The organism is Leisingera sp. ANG59 (assembly GCF_013317235.1).
In the GTDB taxonomy this organism is placed as follows: domain Bacteria; phylum Pseudomonadota; class Alphaproteobacteria; order Rhodobacterales; family Rhodobacteraceae; genus Leisingera.
The window spans coordinates 119317-136300 of record NZ_WLCM01000002.1 but is presented as its reverse complement, the minus strand read 5'-3'; the positions used below and the strand labels follow the sequence as shown (position 1 = coordinate 136300).

Sequence of the window (16984 nt, the reverse complement as noted above, 5' to 3'; positions counted from 1 at the left end):
GGTCGAAAGCACTCCGGGGGAGGTCCGCAAGGGCCGGGAGCAGCGCCCCTTTACCGGCTGCGGTTTGCGGCAGGCAGGCTCAGTCGGCGCGCCGCGGCGGCTGGATCGGCACCACGCTGCCGCCTTCGGGGTCTGAGCCGTCCGGCTGCCCCTGCAACTGTGCCGACAGTTCCGGCAGCAGTTCGAACAATTCGCCGCGCAGCCGGGCCAGCTGCGACTTGGCAATGCTTTCCTCGATCTCCACGTCGCGGGTCCACTGGCGCAGCTCATGCATGATGACCTGGGCATCCTCCAGCCGCGCCTTAAAGGTGTCCAGCTCCTCCTGCCGCTGCTTCAGGAACTGACGGGCGCGGGCCACCTTGGCATCGGAATAGGTCTCCGCCAGTTCGCGGCTCACGTGGCTCATCTGCGAAGCAACCTCCAGCACATCGGGCTCCAGCCCCTGCAGATCCGGGTGATCCCGCATGAAGGCGAGCCGTTCCTTCACCGCATCGAACTCGGAGGCCAGCGTGAACACGCCCGCGCGGTCGCCGGCGTGCGCCAGCTGATAGGCCTGCAGCACGTCCTGCATGTTCATCGCAAACCGCCGGTGCGAGGCCTCCAGCGCCATGATGCGCCCGTTGGCGGGCAGAAAGAACGCCAGCACCACTGCCAGCGCGGTCAGGGTGATCTGCGCTGCCTTGCCGGCCTGCGGCATCGGTTCGCCGCCGAGGCCCGCCTGCAGCGACAGCCAGGGCCATATGCCCAGGGCCGCCAGCGTGGTCGCGGCCAGCATCGCCGCCGCGGACAGGCAGATAAGCGCGAAGGCAAGCCGCATGAACACGGTCTGCGCGGTGAGCAGGATGGATTGAATGCCGGCCATTGGCCCCCTCCAGCAAATGCACGCCCGGAACCGGGGCCTGCAAGGCGGGGGGAAGCCCGAAAAGGGCACAGCTGGCCGGTTCCGCGACAATGCGTTTTCACATATCCGGCTTTATGAAATGGAGCGGTCTGCCCCCGGATCAAGGGTTTACCGCAGCTTGTGCCGCATCCCGGCCGTGCGCTCCGTCAGCATCCCCAGCACAATGGAGGCGAGGATGCAGGCGGTGAACAGATAGAGCCCCCAGGCGGTTTCGATGGTGGCGAGGCCAATGCCCTTGGCCAGGGTGATGTAAAGCGCGATCAGAAAGATGTCAGCCATCGCCAGCTTGCCCAGCACATGCAGCACTTTCTGCACCCGCGCGTCCATCAGGTTCCACTGCACCAGCGCGGTGCCGATGGTCTTGAGGTAGGGGGCGAAGATCGCAAAGAAGGTGACAATCAGCGCCAGCACCGCGTCGCTGCCCCAAAGGCTTTGCAGGCCCGTGATCACCGAGATCTCGCTGAGGCCGAAAATGGGCAGCAGCCCCGCCCGCATCAGGGGGGCAAACCAGGCGACAGGGTAGAGGATAAGCAGGGAGAGGGTGAGGAGGCGGAGGGTCATGGCGGCTCGTTTTCTGCGGTTCTGCCGAGACTTGTGTGTTTCACCGGTAATTTGAAAGGGGAAAAGGGCGTCACAGACACCGGCCGGGGCAATTGCGGACCGGCCAGCGCCCTCCCAGGGGTGGGCTCTGTCCTTGTGGCAGATGCCTCCGGCGGGAGTATTTTCGCAAAGGTGAAATAATGAGGCGCTGTCAGCCGTTTGCCTGGGCGTTTCAGTCGCAAGTGGAACTTGGTACATGCGACTGCATGACACATTCTTTTCCTATTCCTCAGAACAAGTTTGATGTGCAAGCTGTCGAGTGTGCCTTGAACCTTGGTTCCCTGCCGGACAATGAAACCATTTCAGAGCTTTTCGAGTGGACGCAGGATGAAAACTGGCCGGTTGCCGGGCCGGTCGCAAAACTGCTTTCGTCCTTCGGGAACAGCATTGCTCCAGTTCTCAGTGAAATTCTCAACGGTGCCGACTCAACCTGGAAGCATGCGTTGCTGACAGGTTTAGTACTGCAACTGGAACGCGATACCTGGGCGCTTGTTGAGCCTGCCGTGCGGCGCTTGGTAGAACAGCCCACTGATGAAGAGATCAGGGAAGACGTGAATAGTGCTGCGCAACAGGCGCTGGCGCAGCACTCAAAGATATCCGGCTGAGGTTTAGTCTACCGCACCGCCTCGATCGGCCCATCGGCGCGGCCGTGGATGAACTGCTCCATATATGGATCGCCGGACTGGTCCATCTCAGATACCGGCCCGGTCCACTGGATCACCCCGCCGTGCAGCATCGCCACATTGTCGGCAATCGCCCGCACCGAAGTCATGTCGTGGGTGATGGTCATGGCCGTGGCGCCCATTTCCACCACGATCTCGCGGATCAGGTCGTTGATCACGCCGGACATGATCGGGTCGAGGCCGGTGGTCGGCTCATCGAAAAAGATGATCTCCGGCTCGGCGGCAATCGCGCGTGCCAGGCCCACACGTTTCTGCATGCCGCCCGACAGCTCAGAGGGGTAAAGGTCGGCCACCTTGGCGCGCAGGCCCACCCGGCGCAGCTTCTCGATGGCAATCTCGCGGGCTTCCTCCTGCGGGCGCTTCAGCGCGCCGCGCAGCAGGCGGAAAGCCACGTTCTGCCAGACCGGCAGTGAGTCAAACAGCGCGCCGCCCTGGAACAGCATGCCGAAGCGGGCCAGGAACTTGTCGCGGTCGCCGGAGCCGGACGGTTTGCCATCGACATAGATTTCACCGCTGTCGGGCTGGATCAGCCCCAGAATGCTTTTCAGCGCCACCGATTTGCCGGTGCCGGAGCCGCCGATGATCACCATCGAGCTGCCCTTGGCGATCTCCAGGCTCATGCCGTTCAGCACCTGGTTGTCGCCAAAGGCCTTGTGGACGTTTTCCATGCGGATCATAGCGAGAAGAACACCCCTGTGAGGACAAAGTTGGCAGCCAGGATCAGCACCGCGGCGGATTCCACCGAGCCCTTGGTGGCGCGGCCCACGCCCTGCGCGCCGCGGCCCGACTGCATGCCGTAATAACAGCCCATCATCGCCGCGATGGTGCCAAAGGCGGCGCCCTTGACCAGCGAGGAGATGATGTCGAGCGGCTCCAGGAAGTCGACCGTGTTCTTGAGGTAGGCGGCGGCGTTGAAGCCGAGGTTCTGCACCGCCACCGTGTAGCCGCCCATGATGCCGATGATGTCGCCGATGCCGACCAGCACCGGCACCGTGATCAGCGCCGCCAGCACCCGCGGCGCCACCAGGTATTTCATCGGATGGGTGGACAGCGTTACCAGCGCGTCGATCTGCTCGGTCACCTTCATGGTGGCGATCTCGGCGGCAATCGAGGAGGTCACCCGCGCCGCGATCATAAGCCCGACCAGCACCGGCCCCAGCTCGCGCACCATGCCGATAGCGACGATCTGCGGCACCACGGCCTCAGCGTTGAAGCGGGCGCCGCCGGCGTAGATCTGCAGCGCCAGCGCGCCGCCGGTGAAGATCGCCGTCAGGCCCACCACCGGCAGCGACAGCCAGCCGATGTTCAGCAGCGCATAGAAGAACTCGCGCGGGTAATAGGGCGGGCGGATCATGTGGCTGAAGGCCGACAGCGCAAACAGCGCCGCGCGCCCGACCGCCGACATCCCCGCCAAAGCGGCGCGGCCCAGCCGGGCCAGGAGAGTTATTGGATTCATCCCAAATACGTCCGTGCGTAACGGTGGCCGGTGGAGGTCAGGATTTCATATCCGATGGTGCCTGCGGCCTCCGCCAGCATGTCCACGGTCTGATGCTCGTTGAGGATCGCCAGCGCATCCGGCACCTCAGCCAGACCGGTGACATCCACGGTGATCAGGTCCATCGAGACGCGGCCCACCACGGGGCAGGGGGTCCCGCCCGCGAAAACCTGGATGCCGCCATTGCCCATCGCCCGGTGCAAACCGTCGGCGTAACCGGCGGCAACGGTGGCGATGCGGCTGGGGCGCTGCGCCACCCAGGCATTGCCGTAGCCGGCGCTTTCGCCCGCTTCCAGGTCGCGCACCTGGATAACCGGCAGGTCCAGCTGCACCACCGGCACCGCGTCGGTGAACGGCAGCCCGCCATACAGGCCGACGCCGGGGCGGCACAGGTCGAAGTGATAGTCCTTGCCCAGCAGCATGCCGCCGGTGGCGGCCAGCGAGCGCGGCACCTCCAGCCCGTCGGTCATCCCGCGGAAGGCCTGCAGCTGCTGCGCGTTCATCGGGTGCGACGGCTCATCGGCGCAGGCCAGGTGCGACATCAGCAGCACCGGGTTCTGGCCCAGAGCAATTTCCGCCACCGCAGCCCATTCTCCCGGCTCCATCCCCAGCCGGTTCATGCCGCTGTCCAGCTGCACCCCGAACGGGTGGCCAGGAAGAGTCTCGAAATGGCGCAGCATCTGGTCCAGAGAGTTCAGCATAGGCGTCAGCTGGAAATCCTTCAGCAGCTTCGCATCGCCCTCCATATGGCCTGAAAACACCGAGATGCCGGGGCCCGGCCCCAGCGCACGGCGCAGCGCGCCGCCTTCCTCGGCTGCCGCCACAAAGAAGTTGCGGGCGCCCGCCTTGGCCAGCGCCTTGCCCACCCGGCCTGCATCCAGGCCGTACCCGTTCGCCTTGACCACCGCTGCGGTCTCGCAGCCGGTCAGCGCATCCAGATTCCGCCAGTTGGTGACCAGCGCATCCAGGTTGATTGTCAGTTTTGCCGTGCTCATGGCGTGTTCATGACATGGGGAGGCTGCACGTCAAGGGGGAAAACCGCAGGAAAGCGGCGAACCGGCAGCTGCATGCCGCAATCGCCGGATCACACGGCTGTGCGCCGCGGTTTTCAGGCCGGCATCTGCTGTGTGGCGCAATGGATGCCGCCGCCAAGCTCTGCCAGCAGATCGGTGTCCAGCATCACCAGTTCCCGCCCCGGGTAGTGGCGGCGCAGCGCCTCGCCCGCCAGCGCATCGGTGCGTTTGTCGCCGCTTTGCGGCGCAATCACCCCGCCGTTGCAGACGTAATAGTTCACATAGCTGCACTGGCTGTTCACGTCCCTGATGCGCCCGGCCTCAGGCCAGGGCAGGGTGTCGACCTGAAGACCCTCCGCTTGCAGGCGCTGCTGCAACTGCCGGGCCGAGGCGTCAAAGGGATCATCCGGCACAGGCGCCTCTGCCAGCATCATCAGCACGCGGCCCCCGCCGGTGAACCGCGCCAGCCCGTCGATGTGGTCGTCGGTCACGTCCTGCCCCTTGACGCCCTTGCCCCAGATCATCCGGTCCGCGCCATAGGCGGCCAGCAACGCGGCTTCGATTTTGCCACGGGAGAGGCCGGGATTGCGGTTCTTGTTCACCCAGCTGCTTTCGTTGGCCATCAGCAGCCCGTGGCCGTCCGCCTCGGCGCCGCCGGCCTCGCCTATGATGCCGCTGTCAAACAGGGGCAGCCCCAGCCGCTCTGCCACCCGCGCAGCGATGCGTTCGTCATTGGGCAGATGGTAGCGGCCCCAGCCGTTGAAATTCAGCTGCCGCACCGACAGGCGGCAGCGCCCGCCACGCCCGAACAACGGTCCGGAGTCGCGGCACCACAGGTCGTCTGCCGGGATGTCCCACAGTTCCACATTGCCGGACAGCTTGCGCCGGGCGCGGGCGTGTTCTTCCGGCGCGGCCAGCATCACCACCGGCTCGAATTCGGCCACCGCATTGGCAATCCGCGCAATCTGGTTCTGAACCTGCCGGCGGTAGCGCCCGGTGCCATAGACCTCAGGCGTGACCGGCCATTGCATGAAGGTCACCTGATGCGGCGCCTCTTCCGGCGGCACCCGGAACCCGTCCTGTGCCATGCCCGCACCTCCCGCCATGGACAGCGTGCCGGCGCCCGCGGCACCGGCCATAAAACCGGCCAGAAACCGGCGGCGGTTAATAGCCGCCGTCCTCATGCCCCTGCTGCCAGGCCTTGGCGAGGTTGCCGAAGCGGGTGAACTGCGCCTCGAACGACAGCTCCACCGTGCCGATGGGACCGTGGCGCTGCTTGCCGACGATCACCTCGGCCTTGGCGTGCAGCCGCTCCATCGCCTGCTTCCACTCTTCCATCTTCTCCAGCTCGTGGTCGCCGGGCTTTTCCCGCTCCTTGTAGTATTCCTCGCGGAACACGAACATCACCACGTCGGCGTCCTGTTCGATCGAGCCCGATTCCCGCAGGTCCGACAACTGCGGGCGTTTATCCTCGCGGCTTTCCACCTGACGCGACAGCTGCGACAGCGCGATCACCGGGATGTTCAATTCCTTGGCAACCGCCTTCATCCCCATCGAGATTTCGGCGATTTCGTTCACCCGATTGTCGGACATGCCGCGGCACAGCTGCAGGTAGTCGACCACCAAGAGGTCCAGACCGTGCGTCCGCTTCAGACGGCGGGCGCGTGCCGCCAGCTGCGAGATCGGAATGGCCGGCGTGTCGTCGATGAACAGCGGGCAGCTTTCCAGGTCCTTTGCCGCCTGCACGAAGCGGCGGAATTCACCCTCTGTCATGTCGCCCTGGCGGATCTTGTGCGAAGAGATTTCCGAGGCTTCCGCCAGAATACGGCCTGCCAGCTGCTCGGCGCTCATCTCGAGAGAGAAGAAGCCGACCACGCCGCCGTCGATGGCGCCTTCGCTGCCGTCCGGCTTCACACCGCGTTTGTATGCCTTGGCGACGTTGAAGGCGATGTTGGTCGCCAGCGACGTCTTACCCATAGAGGGGCGGCCTGCGAGGATGAGAAGGTCCGAGGGATGCAGGCCGCCTAGTTGCTTGTCGAGGTCTACCAGGCCCGTCGAGATGCCGGCCATGCCGCCACCCCGCTGATACGCCTCGTTGGTCACATTGACCGCTTCTGTGACGGCCTTCAGGAATGATTTGAAGCCGCTTTCCGTCTGGCCCTGCTCCGCCAGCTGGTAAAGCGCCTGCTCTGCCTCAACGATCTGCTCTTTAGGTTCTGATGCCACGTCAACGCGGCGTGCCTTGTCCGAAATCGATTGGCCCAGGGCAATCAGCTCGCGCCGGATTGCCAGGTCGTAAATCATCTGCGCGTAATCCCGCACCGCAAAGGCGGAGATCGACGCGCCCGCGAGCTTGGCCAGATAGGCCGGCCCGCCCAGTTCCTTCAGCCCCTCGTGGTCCTCCAGGAACGCCTTCAGCGTCACCGGCGAGGCCAGCGCGTTCTTGGAGATCCGCGCCGCCGCTACCTCATAGATGCGGGCATGGACCGGGTCGTAGAAATGCGACGAGTCGATGATCAGCGCGATCTTGTCGTAGACCTCGTTGTTGGTCAGGATCGCGCCCAGCAGCTGCTGCTCCGCCTCCACCGAATGCGGCAGCTCATTGTCCGGCATCGCGGTCTCGGCCGGGCTGGAATCAGGCATCGGGGCGGGGGGCGGCATATCGCCGTCGAAGGGGGTAATCTCGTTCATCACTGCTCTCGTCACTCGGCCCGCTTATAGGGCGCAAAAGGCGTTTTTCCTATCTGGGAATCTCTGTGGACCCCTTGTGGATAACCGCACGGGCGCTGTGGGCTGTTTACCATAAAAGGCCAGCAAGCTTGTCCTATGCAGGCTACATGATGCGGTGCGGTCTGGGAAGGCCCCCAGATCTGCGTGCCAGTGAAAGCGGAGAACGATTCGGGGCGGGCTTGTCCACAGCCCGCCCTGTAACGCTTTACTTTGCGTAAGGCGAATGTCCGCTTGTCCGGCTTCCGGCTTCCGGCCTTGGAAGGGCGGGCAATCAGCCCGCCGTCCGAAGCCCTTGATCCGCCTCAGGCTTTATGCGCTTCCTGCCAGGCGCGCGGGTCTTTCAGGAACTTCTCCACCTCGGCCAGCGTCTCGTCGCTGAAGCTCTTCTGCGCCTTGGCCTCGGCCAGCACATCCCACCAGGTGCAGAGGTAATGCAGCTCAACGCCGTGGTCGCCCAGGCGTTTGGTGGTTTCGGGGAAGATGTCGTAATAGAAGATCACCGCGGTGTGGCCGCAGGAGGCGCCGGTTTCGCGGATCGCATCCACAAAGGACAGTTTGGAACCGCCGTCGGTGGTCATGTCCTCCACCAGCAGCACCCGCTGATCCTCGGTCATCACCCCTTCGATGCGGGCGTTGCGGCCATAGCCCTTGGGCTTCTTGCGCACATAGGTCATCGGCAGCGCCATCCGTTCGGCCACCAGCGCGCCAAAGGGGATGCCGGCGGTTTCGCCGCCCGCAATATTGTCAAACGCCTCGAAACCGGCATTGCGCATCACGGTCACGGTGAGGAAGTCCATCAGCGTGGTGCGGATGCGCGGGAAGGAGATCAGCTTGCGGCAGTCGATATAGCTGGGCGAAGGCAGGCCGGACGCCAGCGTGTAGGGCTCATCCGTATTGAAGTTCACCGCGCCGATTTCCAGCAGCATCCGGGCCGACAGCCGGGCGATTTCTTCTTTGGACGGGTAGGAGGTGGGGATCATGGTCGGGTCCTTTCTGGCGCCAGGAAAATTCAAATTTCCTGGCAAATTTCTTTGAAGAAATTTGCGGCTCAGCCGCCGGCGGTCCAATAGACCGGGAAGCCCGGCTCAAACACGGTGACAGGCCCGTCGCTGCTCTCGATCTTCTCCGGGAACTGCACCGGCGCCTCACCCTTGGTCAGGGTCAGCGTCTCGCCGCTCACCGGCAGGCCATAGAACGCCGGGCCGTTTTCGGAGGCAAAGCCCGCCAGCTTGTCCAGTGCGCCCTCTTCCTCGAACACATGTGCAAGCAGGGACATGGTGTTGGTGGCGGTGAAGCAGCCCGCACAGCCGCAGGCGCTTTCCTTGTTCGGGTCGGTGTGCGGAGCGGAGTCGGTGCCCAGGAAATAGCGCGCATCGCCTGAGGTCGCCGCCGCACGCAGCGCCAGACGGTGCTCTTCGCGCTTGGCTACCGGCAGGCAGTAGTAATGCGGCTTGATGCCGCCCACCAGGATGTGGTTGCGGTTGATGATCAGGTGATGCGTGGTGATCGTCGCGCCCAGATCGCGCTCCTGGCTCGCCACGTAATCAGCGGCGTTCTTGGTGGTGATATGCTCCATCACCACCCGCAGGCCGGGGGTGGACTTGCGGATCGGATCCAGCACCCGGTCGATGAACACCGCCTCGCGGTCGAAGATGTCGATGTCGTGGTCGGTCACTTCGCCGTGAGTGCACAGCGGCAGGCCGATCTCGGCCATTTTCTCCAGCACCGGCCGCACCCTGTCGAAATCGCGCACACCGGAGGCGGAGTTGGTGGTGGCGCCCGCGGGGTAGAGCTTCACCGCCTTGACCAGCCCGCTGGCATGGGCCGCAGCCACATCCGCCGGATCGGTGTCTTCGGTCAGGTAAAGCGTCATGAGCGGCTCAAACGCCATCCCCTCCGGCAGCGCTGCCAGAATGCGGTCGCGGTAGGCCGCGGCCTGCGCCCCGGTCACCACCGGCGGCACCAGATTCGGCATGATGATCGCGCGGCCGAAATGGCGGGCGGTTTCGGGCAGCACGGCCTGCAGCATGGCGCCATCGCGCAGGTGCAGGTGCCAGTCATCGGGGCGGGGGATGGTCAGCGTCTGGGTCATGCGCGTGCGTTAGCACATGGCGGCGGGGAAACAAAGCGGCAGAATGCGCGCGCAGCCCGCCGGATCAGCGCTTTTCCGGGATGGTGAACTCGCCGCTTGCGGCGCGCTTCTGCATCTCCTCCAGGCGGCGGCGGAACCGCGGCGCCCGCATCCGCTCCGTCACGTTGCGGCACAGCAGCGCCATCAGCAGCCCGCGGTCCTCGCGCTCCAGCCGCGCCAGCAGGTTGCGCAGGAAGAAGGAGTTGTTGCGCCGCGCCCGGAACAGCTTGTAGAACGCTGCTTCCGACAGCTTGCCGCTGCCTGCCAGCGACAGGATGTGATAGAGCATCTCCATCTCGATTAGCCGGGTCTGCACCGCCTCGCCCATATGGCTGGCCCGCAGCCGGGTGACATTCCTGCGGGCAAACAGCGCCGCGTGCATCGCATCCAGCCGCTCCTGCGGGTCATAGATGATAAAAGCCTGTTTGGCGGCATCCAGCATGTCCGGCGCATAACCGTAACGGTCGGTGAATGACAGCCGGCGCATCTCGGCAAAGCGGTCGTCCCATTCGGTCATCCGCGGGTCCAGCGTTGCCTGCGGCTGCACCGCCACCACGGTGGCGCCGGGGGAGGCAACCGAGTAAGCCGCCGCCGCATAGCCGCAGGGGCCTGCGCCGTAGAACAGGACATTATCGAATTCGTCAAAGAAGCCGTCGTCGACCAGCTGATCGAAGAAGCCATAGATGCGCGCGTCGCGGAACCAGGTGTCGCCGTCAGAAACCACGCACATATGCGACCAGCCCAGGTTCTTCACCAGATCGAATCCCAGGGGCTGCGCCTGGTCCGACAGGTTGTGGATGCCCTGCATGGTCTCGAACGTCACCAAGAGGGTGTTGCCCTGGTCGATGAAGGTGGTGAAATGCTTGTCGCCCAGCGGCTGGTACATGCCGTGCTCTTCGGCCAGCGCCGCCAGCCGGGCTTTCCACTGCGCCGGTTTCAGCCCCGAGAGGTCTTCATCCAGATTTTCGAGTCCATCCTGCATGACTGCCACCTTTGGTACCCCCAGACGCCTATTGGCGGTTTTTGCTGATTTACGCCTAGGTGACAAATAAGGCTAAAATTGGAAAAACTAAGGCCTCTTTACTGTCTGGTCCGGGGCGATCAGCAGGCCGTTGCCTGCCTTTTGCCCGCGCGGTTCCCCTCAGCCCGGCCGCTTGCCGCCTTCTGCCGCCAGCCCCAACATCGCAAAGCGCCGCATTTCCGCGCCTTCCGCCGCCGTCAGCGCCCGTGCGGGCGGCGTCATCCTCAGCCGGGTGAACAGCGCCCGGTTCTCCTCCGCCAGCATCAGCTCCATGAACCGTGCCTTGCGCCAGGCCACCGCAGCCCCGTGCAGCCGGGCCAGTTCCGCATCCGCCAGAAGCTCTGCCTGCAGCGCGCTGCGCGGCGCGGCATAGCGGTCAATCGCGCGGTCCTCGCAGGCGGCATAGTTGCGCTCCACCCAGTAATCCATGCCCAGCCCGGCCTGCCGGTTGACCCGGCCGCGGTCGGCCTTGACCACATAACTTTCCATCGCGCCCAGGGGGTAATGGTTCAGCTGCGCCAGCCGCGTGTTTGGCTGGCCGTAGTCGGAGAACAGCCGCTTGGTCTTGAAGTCCGCGCCCAGCTCGCGCCCTTCGCAATCGAACCAGCGGAACGCCTCCAGCCGCGCCTTGTCGCGGATGCTGCGGGGCCGGTGCACGCCGCATTTCCCATAGGTGCCGTCGTTGCGGTAGAGCGTCTTGAACATCACCGCCCGCCAGGGCCAGTGGATCACTTCCGGCGCGCAGCGGGTGAATTGCTCCGTCACCGGGCGGTCCTCATAGGCCACCACGCCGCCATTGCCGAACAGCCGCCAGGTCAGGGTGACGGCATCCGCCTGCGGCAGCGCCGCCAGCAGGGCCGCCACGGTGCCATCGCCGGTCTTGATGCAGGGAAACTCGTCGGCATCCGCCACCAGCACCCAGTGCGCAGCCTTCATCAGCGGATGCTTGTCCGCCATCTTCAGCGCGGTGAATTGAATGCCCTCACCGCCATACGGCCCGCCGTTGCGCACATGCGCCAGCTGCCCCATCGCTTCCAGACGGTCCAGCATCGCATCGGTGCCGTCCTGGCAATCGTTGGAAAACGCCAGGAAATCGGTGAATCCGGCGGCCCGGTAATGGGCCAGCCATTCCAGCAGGAACGCGCCCTCGTTGCGCACGCAGAGGATGGCCAGTACCCGCATCGTCACACGCCCCCGCAGCGCCGGTCTGCCGGTTGAAACCGCATCTGGGGTGTCTCGCTCATGCCTCGGCCTTCTGTGCTTTTCAGCCAGTCTTACCCGAAGGCGGCGGCGATACAAACCCTCCGGTGCCGCCGCCGGGCCGCAGCGTCGCGGACGCCCGCGCTTGACCGATGCGCCAGCCCATGGCCTGTTGGGCGGGGCAAGGGGAGGTCGCGCGATGCAGGCACAATCCATTGAACAGGTGCAGGCGCTGCTATCGCAGCAGGGCTACGTCTGCGGGCGGGCGCTGGCCACGGTGGTGTTCCTGTCGCTGAAACTGGGCCGCCCGCTGTTCCTGGAAGGCGAGGCCGGCACCGGCAAGACCGAGATCGCCAAGGCGCTGGCCGCAGGGCTGGGGCGCCGCCTGATCCGGCTGCAATGCTACGAGGGCCTGGATGCCGCCAGCGCCGTCTATGAATGGAACTTCGCGGCCCAGATGGTGGCGATCCGCACCGCCGAGGCCGCCGGCAGCGCTGACCGCGCTGCTCTGCAATCGGAGCTTTTCTCGCAGGACTACCTGATCGAGCGCCCGCTGCTGCAGGCGATGCGCCCTGACGAGCACGGCGCCCCTGTGCTGCTGATCGACGAGCTGGACCGCACCGACGAACCCTTCGAGGCCTTCCTGCTGGAGGCGCTCAGCGACTTCCAGGTGACGATCCCCGAACTCGGCACCATCCACGCGCCGGAGCCGCCGGTCGTCATCCTCACCTCCAACCGCACGCGGGAGGTGCACGACGCGCTGAAGCGCCGCTGCCTCTACCACTGGGTGGACTACCCGGACTTCGCCCGCGAGGTGGACATTCTCAACGCCCGTGCGCCCGAGGCCAGCCAGCAGCTCAGCCGCGAGATCGTCGCCTTCGTGCAGGCCCTGCGCACCGAGGATCTGTTCAAGAAACCCGGTGTTGCCGAAACCATCGACTGGGCCAACTGCCTGCTGGCGCTCGACGTCATCACGCTCAGCCCCGAGGTGATCGCCGACACCCTGGGCGCCATCCTCAAATACCAGGATGACATCGCCCGGCTGCACGGCTCCGAGGCCAAGCGCATCCTCGATGAGGCCCGTGCAAGTCTGGACGCCGCCTGATGCTTCTTCTGGCCGGAAATATCCCGGGGGTTTGGGGCAGCGCCCCCATGAGCGGTAATGCCTGACTACCCGCCGCTCACCCTGCCGGACAATCCCAAGCTGCTCCGCAACATCACCCACTTCGCCCGCGCCCTGCGCAAGGCCGGGCTGCCCGTCGGCCCGGGCCGGGTGCTGGATGCGGTGCGCGCGGTGGCTGCCGCAGGCTTCACCAGCCGTCAGGACTTCTATTGGGCCTTGCACGCCTGTTTCGTCACCAAGCCCGAGCAGCGCACCGTGTTCGCCCAGGTCTTCCGCCTGTTCTGGCGGGATCCGCGGTATCTGGAGCAGATGATGGCCGCCATGCTGCCCGCGATCCGCGGCGTGCAGGAGGACCGCCCCGCCAAACCCGCTGAGAAACGCGCCGCCGAGGCGCTGCTGGACGGTATGCTGGACCAGCCGGACACCCCGGAGGAGGAGGTCCAGGGAACGGAAATTGAGGTCGACGCCTCCCGCACCATGTCGGCAGAGGAGCGGCTGAGAACGCTCGACTTCGAGCAGATGAGCAGCGCTGAGGCCGCCGAGGCCAAGCGCATCCTGGCACAGCTGAAACTGCCGGTGACGCCGATCCAGTCCCGCCGCCTGATGGCCGCAAAACGCGGGCAGCGGGCCGACTGGCGCCGCACCCTGCGCAAGGCCGCCCGCCAGGGCGGCGACCTGCAAACCATCGCCCGCGCCAAGCGCCGCATCCGCTGGCCCAACCTGGTGGTGCTCTGCGACATCTCCGGCTCGATGAGCCAGTACAGCCGCATCATCCTGCATTTCCTGCATGCCGCCGCCAACGCCAAGGGGCAGGGCTGGGCCAGGGTGCATGGCTTCACCTTCGGCACCCGCCTGACCAACATCACCCGCCATCTGGCGCAGCGCGATGTGGACGCGGCGCTGGCCGCAGCGGGGGCAGAGGCGCAGGACTGGGAGGGCGGCACCCGAATCGGCGACTGCCTGCATGCCTTCAACCGCGACTGGTCGCGCCGGGTGATGGGGCAGGGCGCGGTGGTGCTCTTGATCACCGACGGGCTGGACCGCGGCGATCCGGAAGGGCTGGCGCGTGAAATGCAGCGCCTGCAGCTGTCCTCGCGCCGCCTGATCTGGCTGAACCCGCTGCTGCGCTGGGACGGCTTCGCCCCCAAGGCGAAAGGAATCCGCGCCATGCTGCCTCATACAGACAGCTTCCGCGCCGGCCACTCCATCGCCTCTCTGCAGGATCTGGCGCTGGTGATCTCCAGCCCCTCCGACGCAGGTGAAAAGGCGCGGCTGATGACACTGCTCTGAGCGCCGCCGCTTGCAATCCGCCGCCCAAGTGCCGATTTTGAGAACAACTCTCACCGGAATCCGGAAAGCCCGCCGATGCAGACCATGACCCCTTTTGAGCACGCCCCGGAAACCGCGCTGGACTGGCACAAGGCGGGCACCGGCGCGGCACTCGCGACCGTGGTGCAGACCTGGGGCTCCGCCCCGCGCCGCACCGGTTCGCAGCTGGTGGTTTCCGGGGACGGCAGGATCGAGGGCTCGGTCTCCGGCGGCTGCGTCGAGGGCGCGGTGGTGGCCGAGGCGCTGGAGGCGCTGCAGGACGGCAAGCACCGGCTGCTGGAGTTCGGCGTCAGCGACGAGGACGCCTTTGCCGTTGGCCTGGCCTGCGGCGGCACCATCAAGGTGCTGGTGGAGCCAGTCGGTTCCGCGCTGCCTGCGGAACTGCTGGAAGAGCTGGTGGCGGCCCGCACCAGCCGTACCCCCGCGGCCTATGAAGTGAATCTCGCCACCGGCTCCCGGCGGCTCACCCGCTCTGGCTATCCGGACCGCATGCGCATGGACCGCTCCGGATTGGAGGAGGACGGCGAGACATTTGTCGCCGTCCATAACCCGCCCCTGCGGCTGGTTTGCGTCGGTGCGGTCCACATCGCCCAGGCGCTGGTGCCGATGGCGCGGATTGCCGGCTATGACCCGGTGATCATCGACCCGCGCACGGCCTTCGCCTCTGCTGAGCGTTTCCCCGGCGAAACCCTGATGGACGACTGGCCGGACGAAGCCGTCGAAAAGCTCGGCCTCGACACCCGCACCGCGCTGGTGCTGCTGACCCATGACCCGAAACTGGACGATCCGGCGCTGCAGGCCGCGCTGGCGGCGGATGTGTTCTACATCGGCGCGCTGGGCAGCAAGAAAACCCACGCCGCCCGCGTCGCCCGGATGCAGGAGGCCGGGTTCACCGAAGACCAGATTGCCCGCATCCACGGCCCCATCGGCCTGGACATCGGCGCCGCCAGCCCGGCGGAAATCGCCGTCTCGATTCTGTCTGAGATGACCGCCGTCCTGCGCGGCAAACAGCCATGAGGTTCGGCCCGGTTCCCCTGAACGACACCGAGGGCGCCATCCTCGCGCATTCCCTGCAGGGCGCCAGCCGCAAGGTGGCCAAGGGCACGGAGCTGACCGCTGAGGACCTCGCAGACCTCTCCGCCGCTGGCCATGAAACCCTGACCGTTGCCCGGCTCGACCCCGCCGACATGCATGAGGACGCCGCCGCCGAAGCGCTGGCGCATGCGCTGGTGCCGGACCCGTCCGCACAGGGCATCCGCATCTCGGGGGCAGGGACCGGCCGGGTGAACCTCTATGCCACAGGCGCCGGGCTGGTGCGGCTGGACCGGGACAAGCTGGAGGCGGTCAACGCGGTGGACCCGATGATCACCGTCGCCACCGTGCCGGATTACCACCGCGCCGATGCGGACGGCATGCTGGCGACGATCAAGATCATCTCCTATGGCGTGCCTGCCGATGCCGTCCGCCGTGCCAGCGCGGGCGCCGGGGATGCGATCCGGATGCTGCCGCCGGTGCTGTCCTCCGCCACGCTGATCGAAACCCGGGTGAGCGCGGAGACCCCGCCGGACAAGGGCCGCGCCGCGATGGCGGGGCGGCTGCACCGGATGGGCATCAGCCTGTCGCAGCGCGTGGTGGTGCCGCACCGCGAGGACGCGCTGGCCGAGGCCATCACCGCCGCACCGGGACAGCTGGTGCTGGTGCTGACCGGCTCGGCCACCTCCGACCCGCACGACGTGGCACCGCAGGCTTTGCGCAATGCAGGCGGCACCGTGACCCGCTTCGGCATGCCGGTCGACCCCGGCAACCTGCTGTTCCTGGGCACTTTCCAAGACAAACCGGTGATCGGCCTGCCGGGTTGCGCCCGCTCTCCGGCCCTCAATGGCGCCGACTGGGTGCTGGAGCGGGTGATCTGCGGATTGCCTGTGAGTTCCGCCGATATCGCCGCCATGGGCGTCGGCGGGCTGCTGAAGGAGATTCCCACCCGCCCGATGCCGCGCCGCGACGCAGAAGGCTGAATGCGGCGCTGCGGCGCGGGATTTGTGACGCAAGGTCACAACCATGGGTAAGCCCTGCTGACGCGAATTTGCGCAGTGTTCCCGCCGGAAAACACTTCGCGGAACGGGGGCACCCGTGCTTAACTCCCCTCAGCCAGACAAAAACAAGCTAAAGGGAGGGTACTATGGCCAAGGTCTCCATGACCGTGAATGGCAAGGCTGCCAGCGGCGACGTTGAAGGGCGCACGCTGCTGTCATCATTCCTGCGCGAAGAACTGGGGCTGACCGGCACCCATGTGGGCTGCGACACCAGCCAGTGCGGCGCCTGCGTGGTGCATGTGGACGGCAAGGCGGTGAAAGCCTGCACCATGCTGGCGCTGGAAGCCGAGGGCGCCGAGGTTGCCACCATCGAGGGGCAGGCCAACGCCGACGGCTCGTTGAACACGATCCAGCAGGCGTTCCAGGATCACCACGGGCTGCAGTGCGGCTTCTGCACGCCGGGCATGGTGATGTCGGCGGCAGCGCTGCTGAAGGACAACCCCAAGCCAAGCGAGGCGGAGATCCGCGACTATCTGGAAGGCAACCTGTGCCGCTGCACCGGCTACCACAATATCGTCAAAGCGATCATGGCGGCCTCGGGCCAGGATGTTTCCTCCATCGCGGCGGAATAATTTGCGACGGCCCAGGCCGGGCACGGCCTGAACTGAACAAGGAGAACGTGACCAAGAGGTGCGCCACGGCGGCACCCTCCAGGGAGGAAGACC

The 16984-nt window shown here is 65.9% G+C and carries 17 protein-coding genes; 6 read left to right on the top strand and 11 right to left on the bottom strand.

Annotated features, from left to right (window positions below; genetic code table 11):
• Nucleotides 1-79 precede the first annotated feature (79 nt).
• Both GKC28_RS02595 and GKC28_RS02590 read right to left on the bottom strand, forming a co-directional pair.
• Nucleotides 80-862 carry a DNA repair protein gene (locus tag GKC28_RS02595; protein WP_174144973.1) on the bottom strand — a complete coding sequence of 261 codons (783 nt, stop codon included), beginning with the start codon at nt 860-862 and terminating at the stop codon, nt 80-82.
• Between the two features lie 147 nt (nt 863-1009).
• Nucleotides 1010-1462, bottom strand: a complete 453-nt coding sequence (locus GKC28_RS02590) for a paraquat-inducible protein A (protein WP_174144972.1) — start codon at nt 1460-1462, stop codon at nt 1010-1012.
• Nucleotides 1463-1707: 245 nt separating this feature from the next.
• On the opposite strand from GKC28_RS02590, the gene GKC28_RS02585 reads away from it, so the two are divergent.
• Nucleotides 1708-2106: a DUF5071 domain-containing protein gene (locus tag GKC28_RS02585; RefSeq protein WP_174144971.1), complete on the top strand. Its 399-nt coding sequence runs from the start codon at nt 1708-1710 to the stop codon at nt 2104-2106.
• Between the two features lie 8 nt (nt 2107-2114).
• Here the strand turns inward: GKC28_RS02585 and GKC28_RS02580 are convergent, their stop codons facing one another.
• The 9 genes from GKC28_RS02580 to GKC28_RS02540 form a co-directional block, all read right to left on the bottom strand.
• The gene (locus GKC28_RS02580) at nt 2115-2861 is read right to left on the bottom strand and encodes an ABC transporter ATP-binding protein (protein WP_174144970.1); all 747 of its coding nucleotides are present in this window, start codon (nt 2859-2861) and stop codon (nt 2115-2117) included.
• Nucleotides 2858-3640 (bottom strand): ABC transporter permease, encoded by a 783-nt coding sequence (locus GKC28_RS02575; RefSeq protein WP_174144969.1) that lies wholly within the window; start codon nt 3638-3640, stop codon nt 2858-2860. Before GKC28_RS02575 ends, GKC28_RS02580 begins: the two co-directional genes overlap by 4 nt.
• Nucleotides 3637-4674: an alanine racemase gene (alr, locus tag GKC28_RS02570; RefSeq protein WP_174144968.1), complete on the bottom strand. Its 1038-nt coding sequence runs from the start codon at nt 4672-4674 to the stop codon at nt 3637-3639. The genes GKC28_RS02575 and alr overlap by 4 nt, the downstream gene beginning before the upstream one ends.
• 113 nt (nt 4675-4787) lie before the next feature.
• Nucleotides 4788-5876 carry an agmatine/peptidylarginine deiminase gene (locus GKC28_RS02565; protein ID WP_174144967.1) on the bottom strand — a complete coding sequence of 363 codons (1089 nt, stop codon included), beginning with the start codon at nt 5874-5876 and terminating at the stop codon, nt 4788-4790.
• Nucleotides 5857-7383: a replicative DNA helicase gene (locus GKC28_RS02560; protein ID WP_174144966.1), complete on the bottom strand. Its 1527-nt coding sequence runs from the start codon at nt 7381-7383 to the stop codon at nt 5857-5859. Before GKC28_RS02560 ends, GKC28_RS02565 begins: the two co-directional genes overlap by 20 nt.
• A 341-nt stretch (nt 7384-7724) precedes the next feature.
• On the bottom strand, nt 7725-8402 hold the full coding sequence (locus GKC28_RS02555; protein WP_065269386.1) for an orotate phosphoribosyltransferase: 678 nt from the start codon (nt 8400-8402) through the stop codon (nt 7725-7727).
• A 68-nt stretch (nt 8403-8470) separates the two neighbouring features.
• Nucleotides 8471-9514 carry a dihydroorotase gene (gene pyrC, locus GKC28_RS02550; RefSeq protein ID WP_174144965.1) on the bottom strand — a complete coding sequence of 348 codons (1044 nt, stop codon included), beginning with the start codon at nt 9512-9514 and terminating at the stop codon, nt 8471-8473.
• A gap of 64 nt (nt 9515-9578) precedes the next feature.
• Nucleotides 9579-10535, bottom strand: coding sequence for a phosphoadenosine phosphosulfate reductase (locus tag GKC28_RS02545; protein ID WP_174144964.1), 957 nt, complete (start codon nt 10533-10535; stop codon nt 9579-9581).
• Nucleotides 10536-10694: 159 nt separating this feature from the next.
• Nucleotides 10695-11756: a glycosyltransferase family 2 protein gene (locus tag GKC28_RS02540; protein ID WP_174144963.1), complete on the bottom strand. Its 1062-nt coding sequence runs from the start codon at nt 11754-11756 to the stop codon at nt 10695-10697.
• Nucleotides 11757-11973: 217 nt separating this feature from the next.
• Here GKC28_RS02540 and GKC28_RS02535 point away from each other — a divergent pair, with 217 nt between their 5' ends.
• The 5 genes from GKC28_RS02535 (at nt 11974) to GKC28_RS02515 (ending at nt 16891) form a co-directional block, all read left to right on the top strand.
• Nucleotides 11974-12879, top strand: a complete 906-nt coding sequence (locus GKC28_RS02535) for a MoxR family ATPase (RefSeq protein ID WP_174144962.1) — start codon at nt 11974-11976, stop codon at nt 12877-12879.
• Nucleotides 12880-12936: 57 nt separating this feature from the next.
• Nucleotides 12937-14187 carry a VWA domain-containing protein gene (locus GKC28_RS02530; RefSeq protein ID WP_174144961.1) on the top strand — a complete coding sequence of 417 codons (1251 nt, stop codon included), beginning with the start codon at nt 12937-12939 and terminating at the stop codon, nt 14185-14187.
• Nucleotides 14188-14271: 84 nt separating this feature from the next.
• Nucleotides 14272-15243: an XdhC family protein gene (locus GKC28_RS02525; RefSeq protein ID WP_174145089.1), complete on the top strand. Its 972-nt coding sequence runs from the start codon at nt 14272-14274 to the stop codon at nt 15241-15243.
• Entirely contained in the window at nt 15240-16241 is a 1002-nt protein-coding gene (locus GKC28_RS02520; protein ID WP_174144960.1) for a molybdopterin-binding protein, read from the top strand. Before GKC28_RS02525 ends, GKC28_RS02520 begins: the two co-directional genes overlap by 4 nt.
• Before the next feature lie 164 nt (nt 16242-16405).
• The gene (locus tag GKC28_RS02515) at nt 16406-16891 is read left to right on the top strand and encodes a (2Fe-2S)-binding protein (protein WP_174144959.1); all 486 of its coding nucleotides are present in this window, start codon (nt 16406-16408) and stop codon (nt 16889-16891) included.
• Nucleotides 16892-16984 lie beyond the last annotated feature (93 nt).

What these genes read in the sequence shown, in the direction of transcription:
- GKC28_RS02545 (WP_174144964.1), bottom strand. Translation starts at nt 10,535, where the DNA reads ATGCAGGATGGACTCGAAAATCTGGATGAAGACCTCTCGGGGCTGAAA.
- GKC28_RS02595 (WP_174144973.1), bottom strand. Translation starts at nt 862, where the DNA reads ATGGCCGGCATTCAATCCATCCTGCTCACCGCGCAGACCGTGTTCATG.
- GKC28_RS02535 (WP_174144962.1), top strand. Translation starts at nt 11,974, where the DNA reads ATGCAGGCACAATCCATTGAACAGGTGCAGGCGCTGCTATCGCAGCAG.
- GKC28_RS02540 (WP_174144963.1), bottom strand. Translation starts at nt 11,756, where the DNA reads ATGCGGGTACTGGCCATCCTCTGCGTGCGCAACGAGGGCGCGTTCCTG.
- GKC28_RS02525 (WP_174145089.1), top strand. Translation starts at nt 14,272, where the DNA reads ATGACCCCTTTTGAGCACGCCCCGGAAACCGCGCTGGACTGGCACAAG.
- GKC28_RS02530 (WP_174144961.1), top strand. Translation starts at nt 12,937, where the DNA reads ATGCCTGACTACCCGCCGCTCACCCTGCCGGACAATCCCAAGCTGCTC.
- pyrC (WP_174144965.1), bottom strand. Translation starts at nt 9,514, where the DNA reads ATGACCCAGACGCTGACCATCCCCCGCCCCGATGACTGGCACCTGCAC.
- GKC28_RS02515 (WP_174144959.1), top strand. Translation starts at nt 16,406, where the DNA reads ATGGCCAAGGTCTCCATGACCGTGAATGGCAAGGCTGCCAGCGGCGAC.
- GKC28_RS02565 (WP_174144967.1), bottom strand. Translation starts at nt 5,876, where the DNA reads ATGAGGACGGCGGCTATTAACCGCCGCCGGTTTCTGGCCGGTTTTATG.
- GKC28_RS02560 (WP_174144966.1), bottom strand. Translation starts at nt 7,383, where the DNA reads ATGAACGAGATTACCCCCTTCGACGGCGATATGCCGCCCCCCGCCCCG.
- GKC28_RS02575 (WP_174144969.1), bottom strand. Translation starts at nt 3,640, where the DNA reads ATGAATCCAATAACTCTCCTGGCCCGGCTGGGCCGCGCCGCTTTGGCG.
- GKC28_RS02555 (WP_065269386.1), bottom strand. Translation starts at nt 8,402, where the DNA reads ATGATCCCCACCTCCTACCCGTCCAAAGAAGAAATCGCCCGGCTGTCG.
- GKC28_RS02520 (WP_174144960.1), top strand. Translation starts at nt 15,240, where the DNA reads ATGAGGTTCGGCCCGGTTCCCCTGAACGACACCGAGGGCGCCATCCTC.
- alr (WP_174144968.1), bottom strand. Translation starts at nt 4,674, where the DNA reads ATGAGCACGGCAAAACTGACAATCAACCTGGATGCGCTGGTCACCAAC.
- GKC28_RS02580 (WP_174144970.1), bottom strand. Translation starts at nt 2,861, where the DNA reads ATGATCCGCATGGAAAACGTCCACAAGGCCTTTGGCGACAACCAGGTG.
- GKC28_RS02585 (WP_174144971.1), top strand. Translation starts at nt 1,708, where the DNA reads ATGACACATTCTTTTCCTATTCCTCAGAACAAGTTTGATGTGCAAGCT.
- GKC28_RS02590 (WP_174144972.1), bottom strand. Translation starts at nt 1,462, where the DNA reads ATGACCCTCCGCCTCCTCACCCTCTCCCTGCTTATCCTCTACCCTGTC.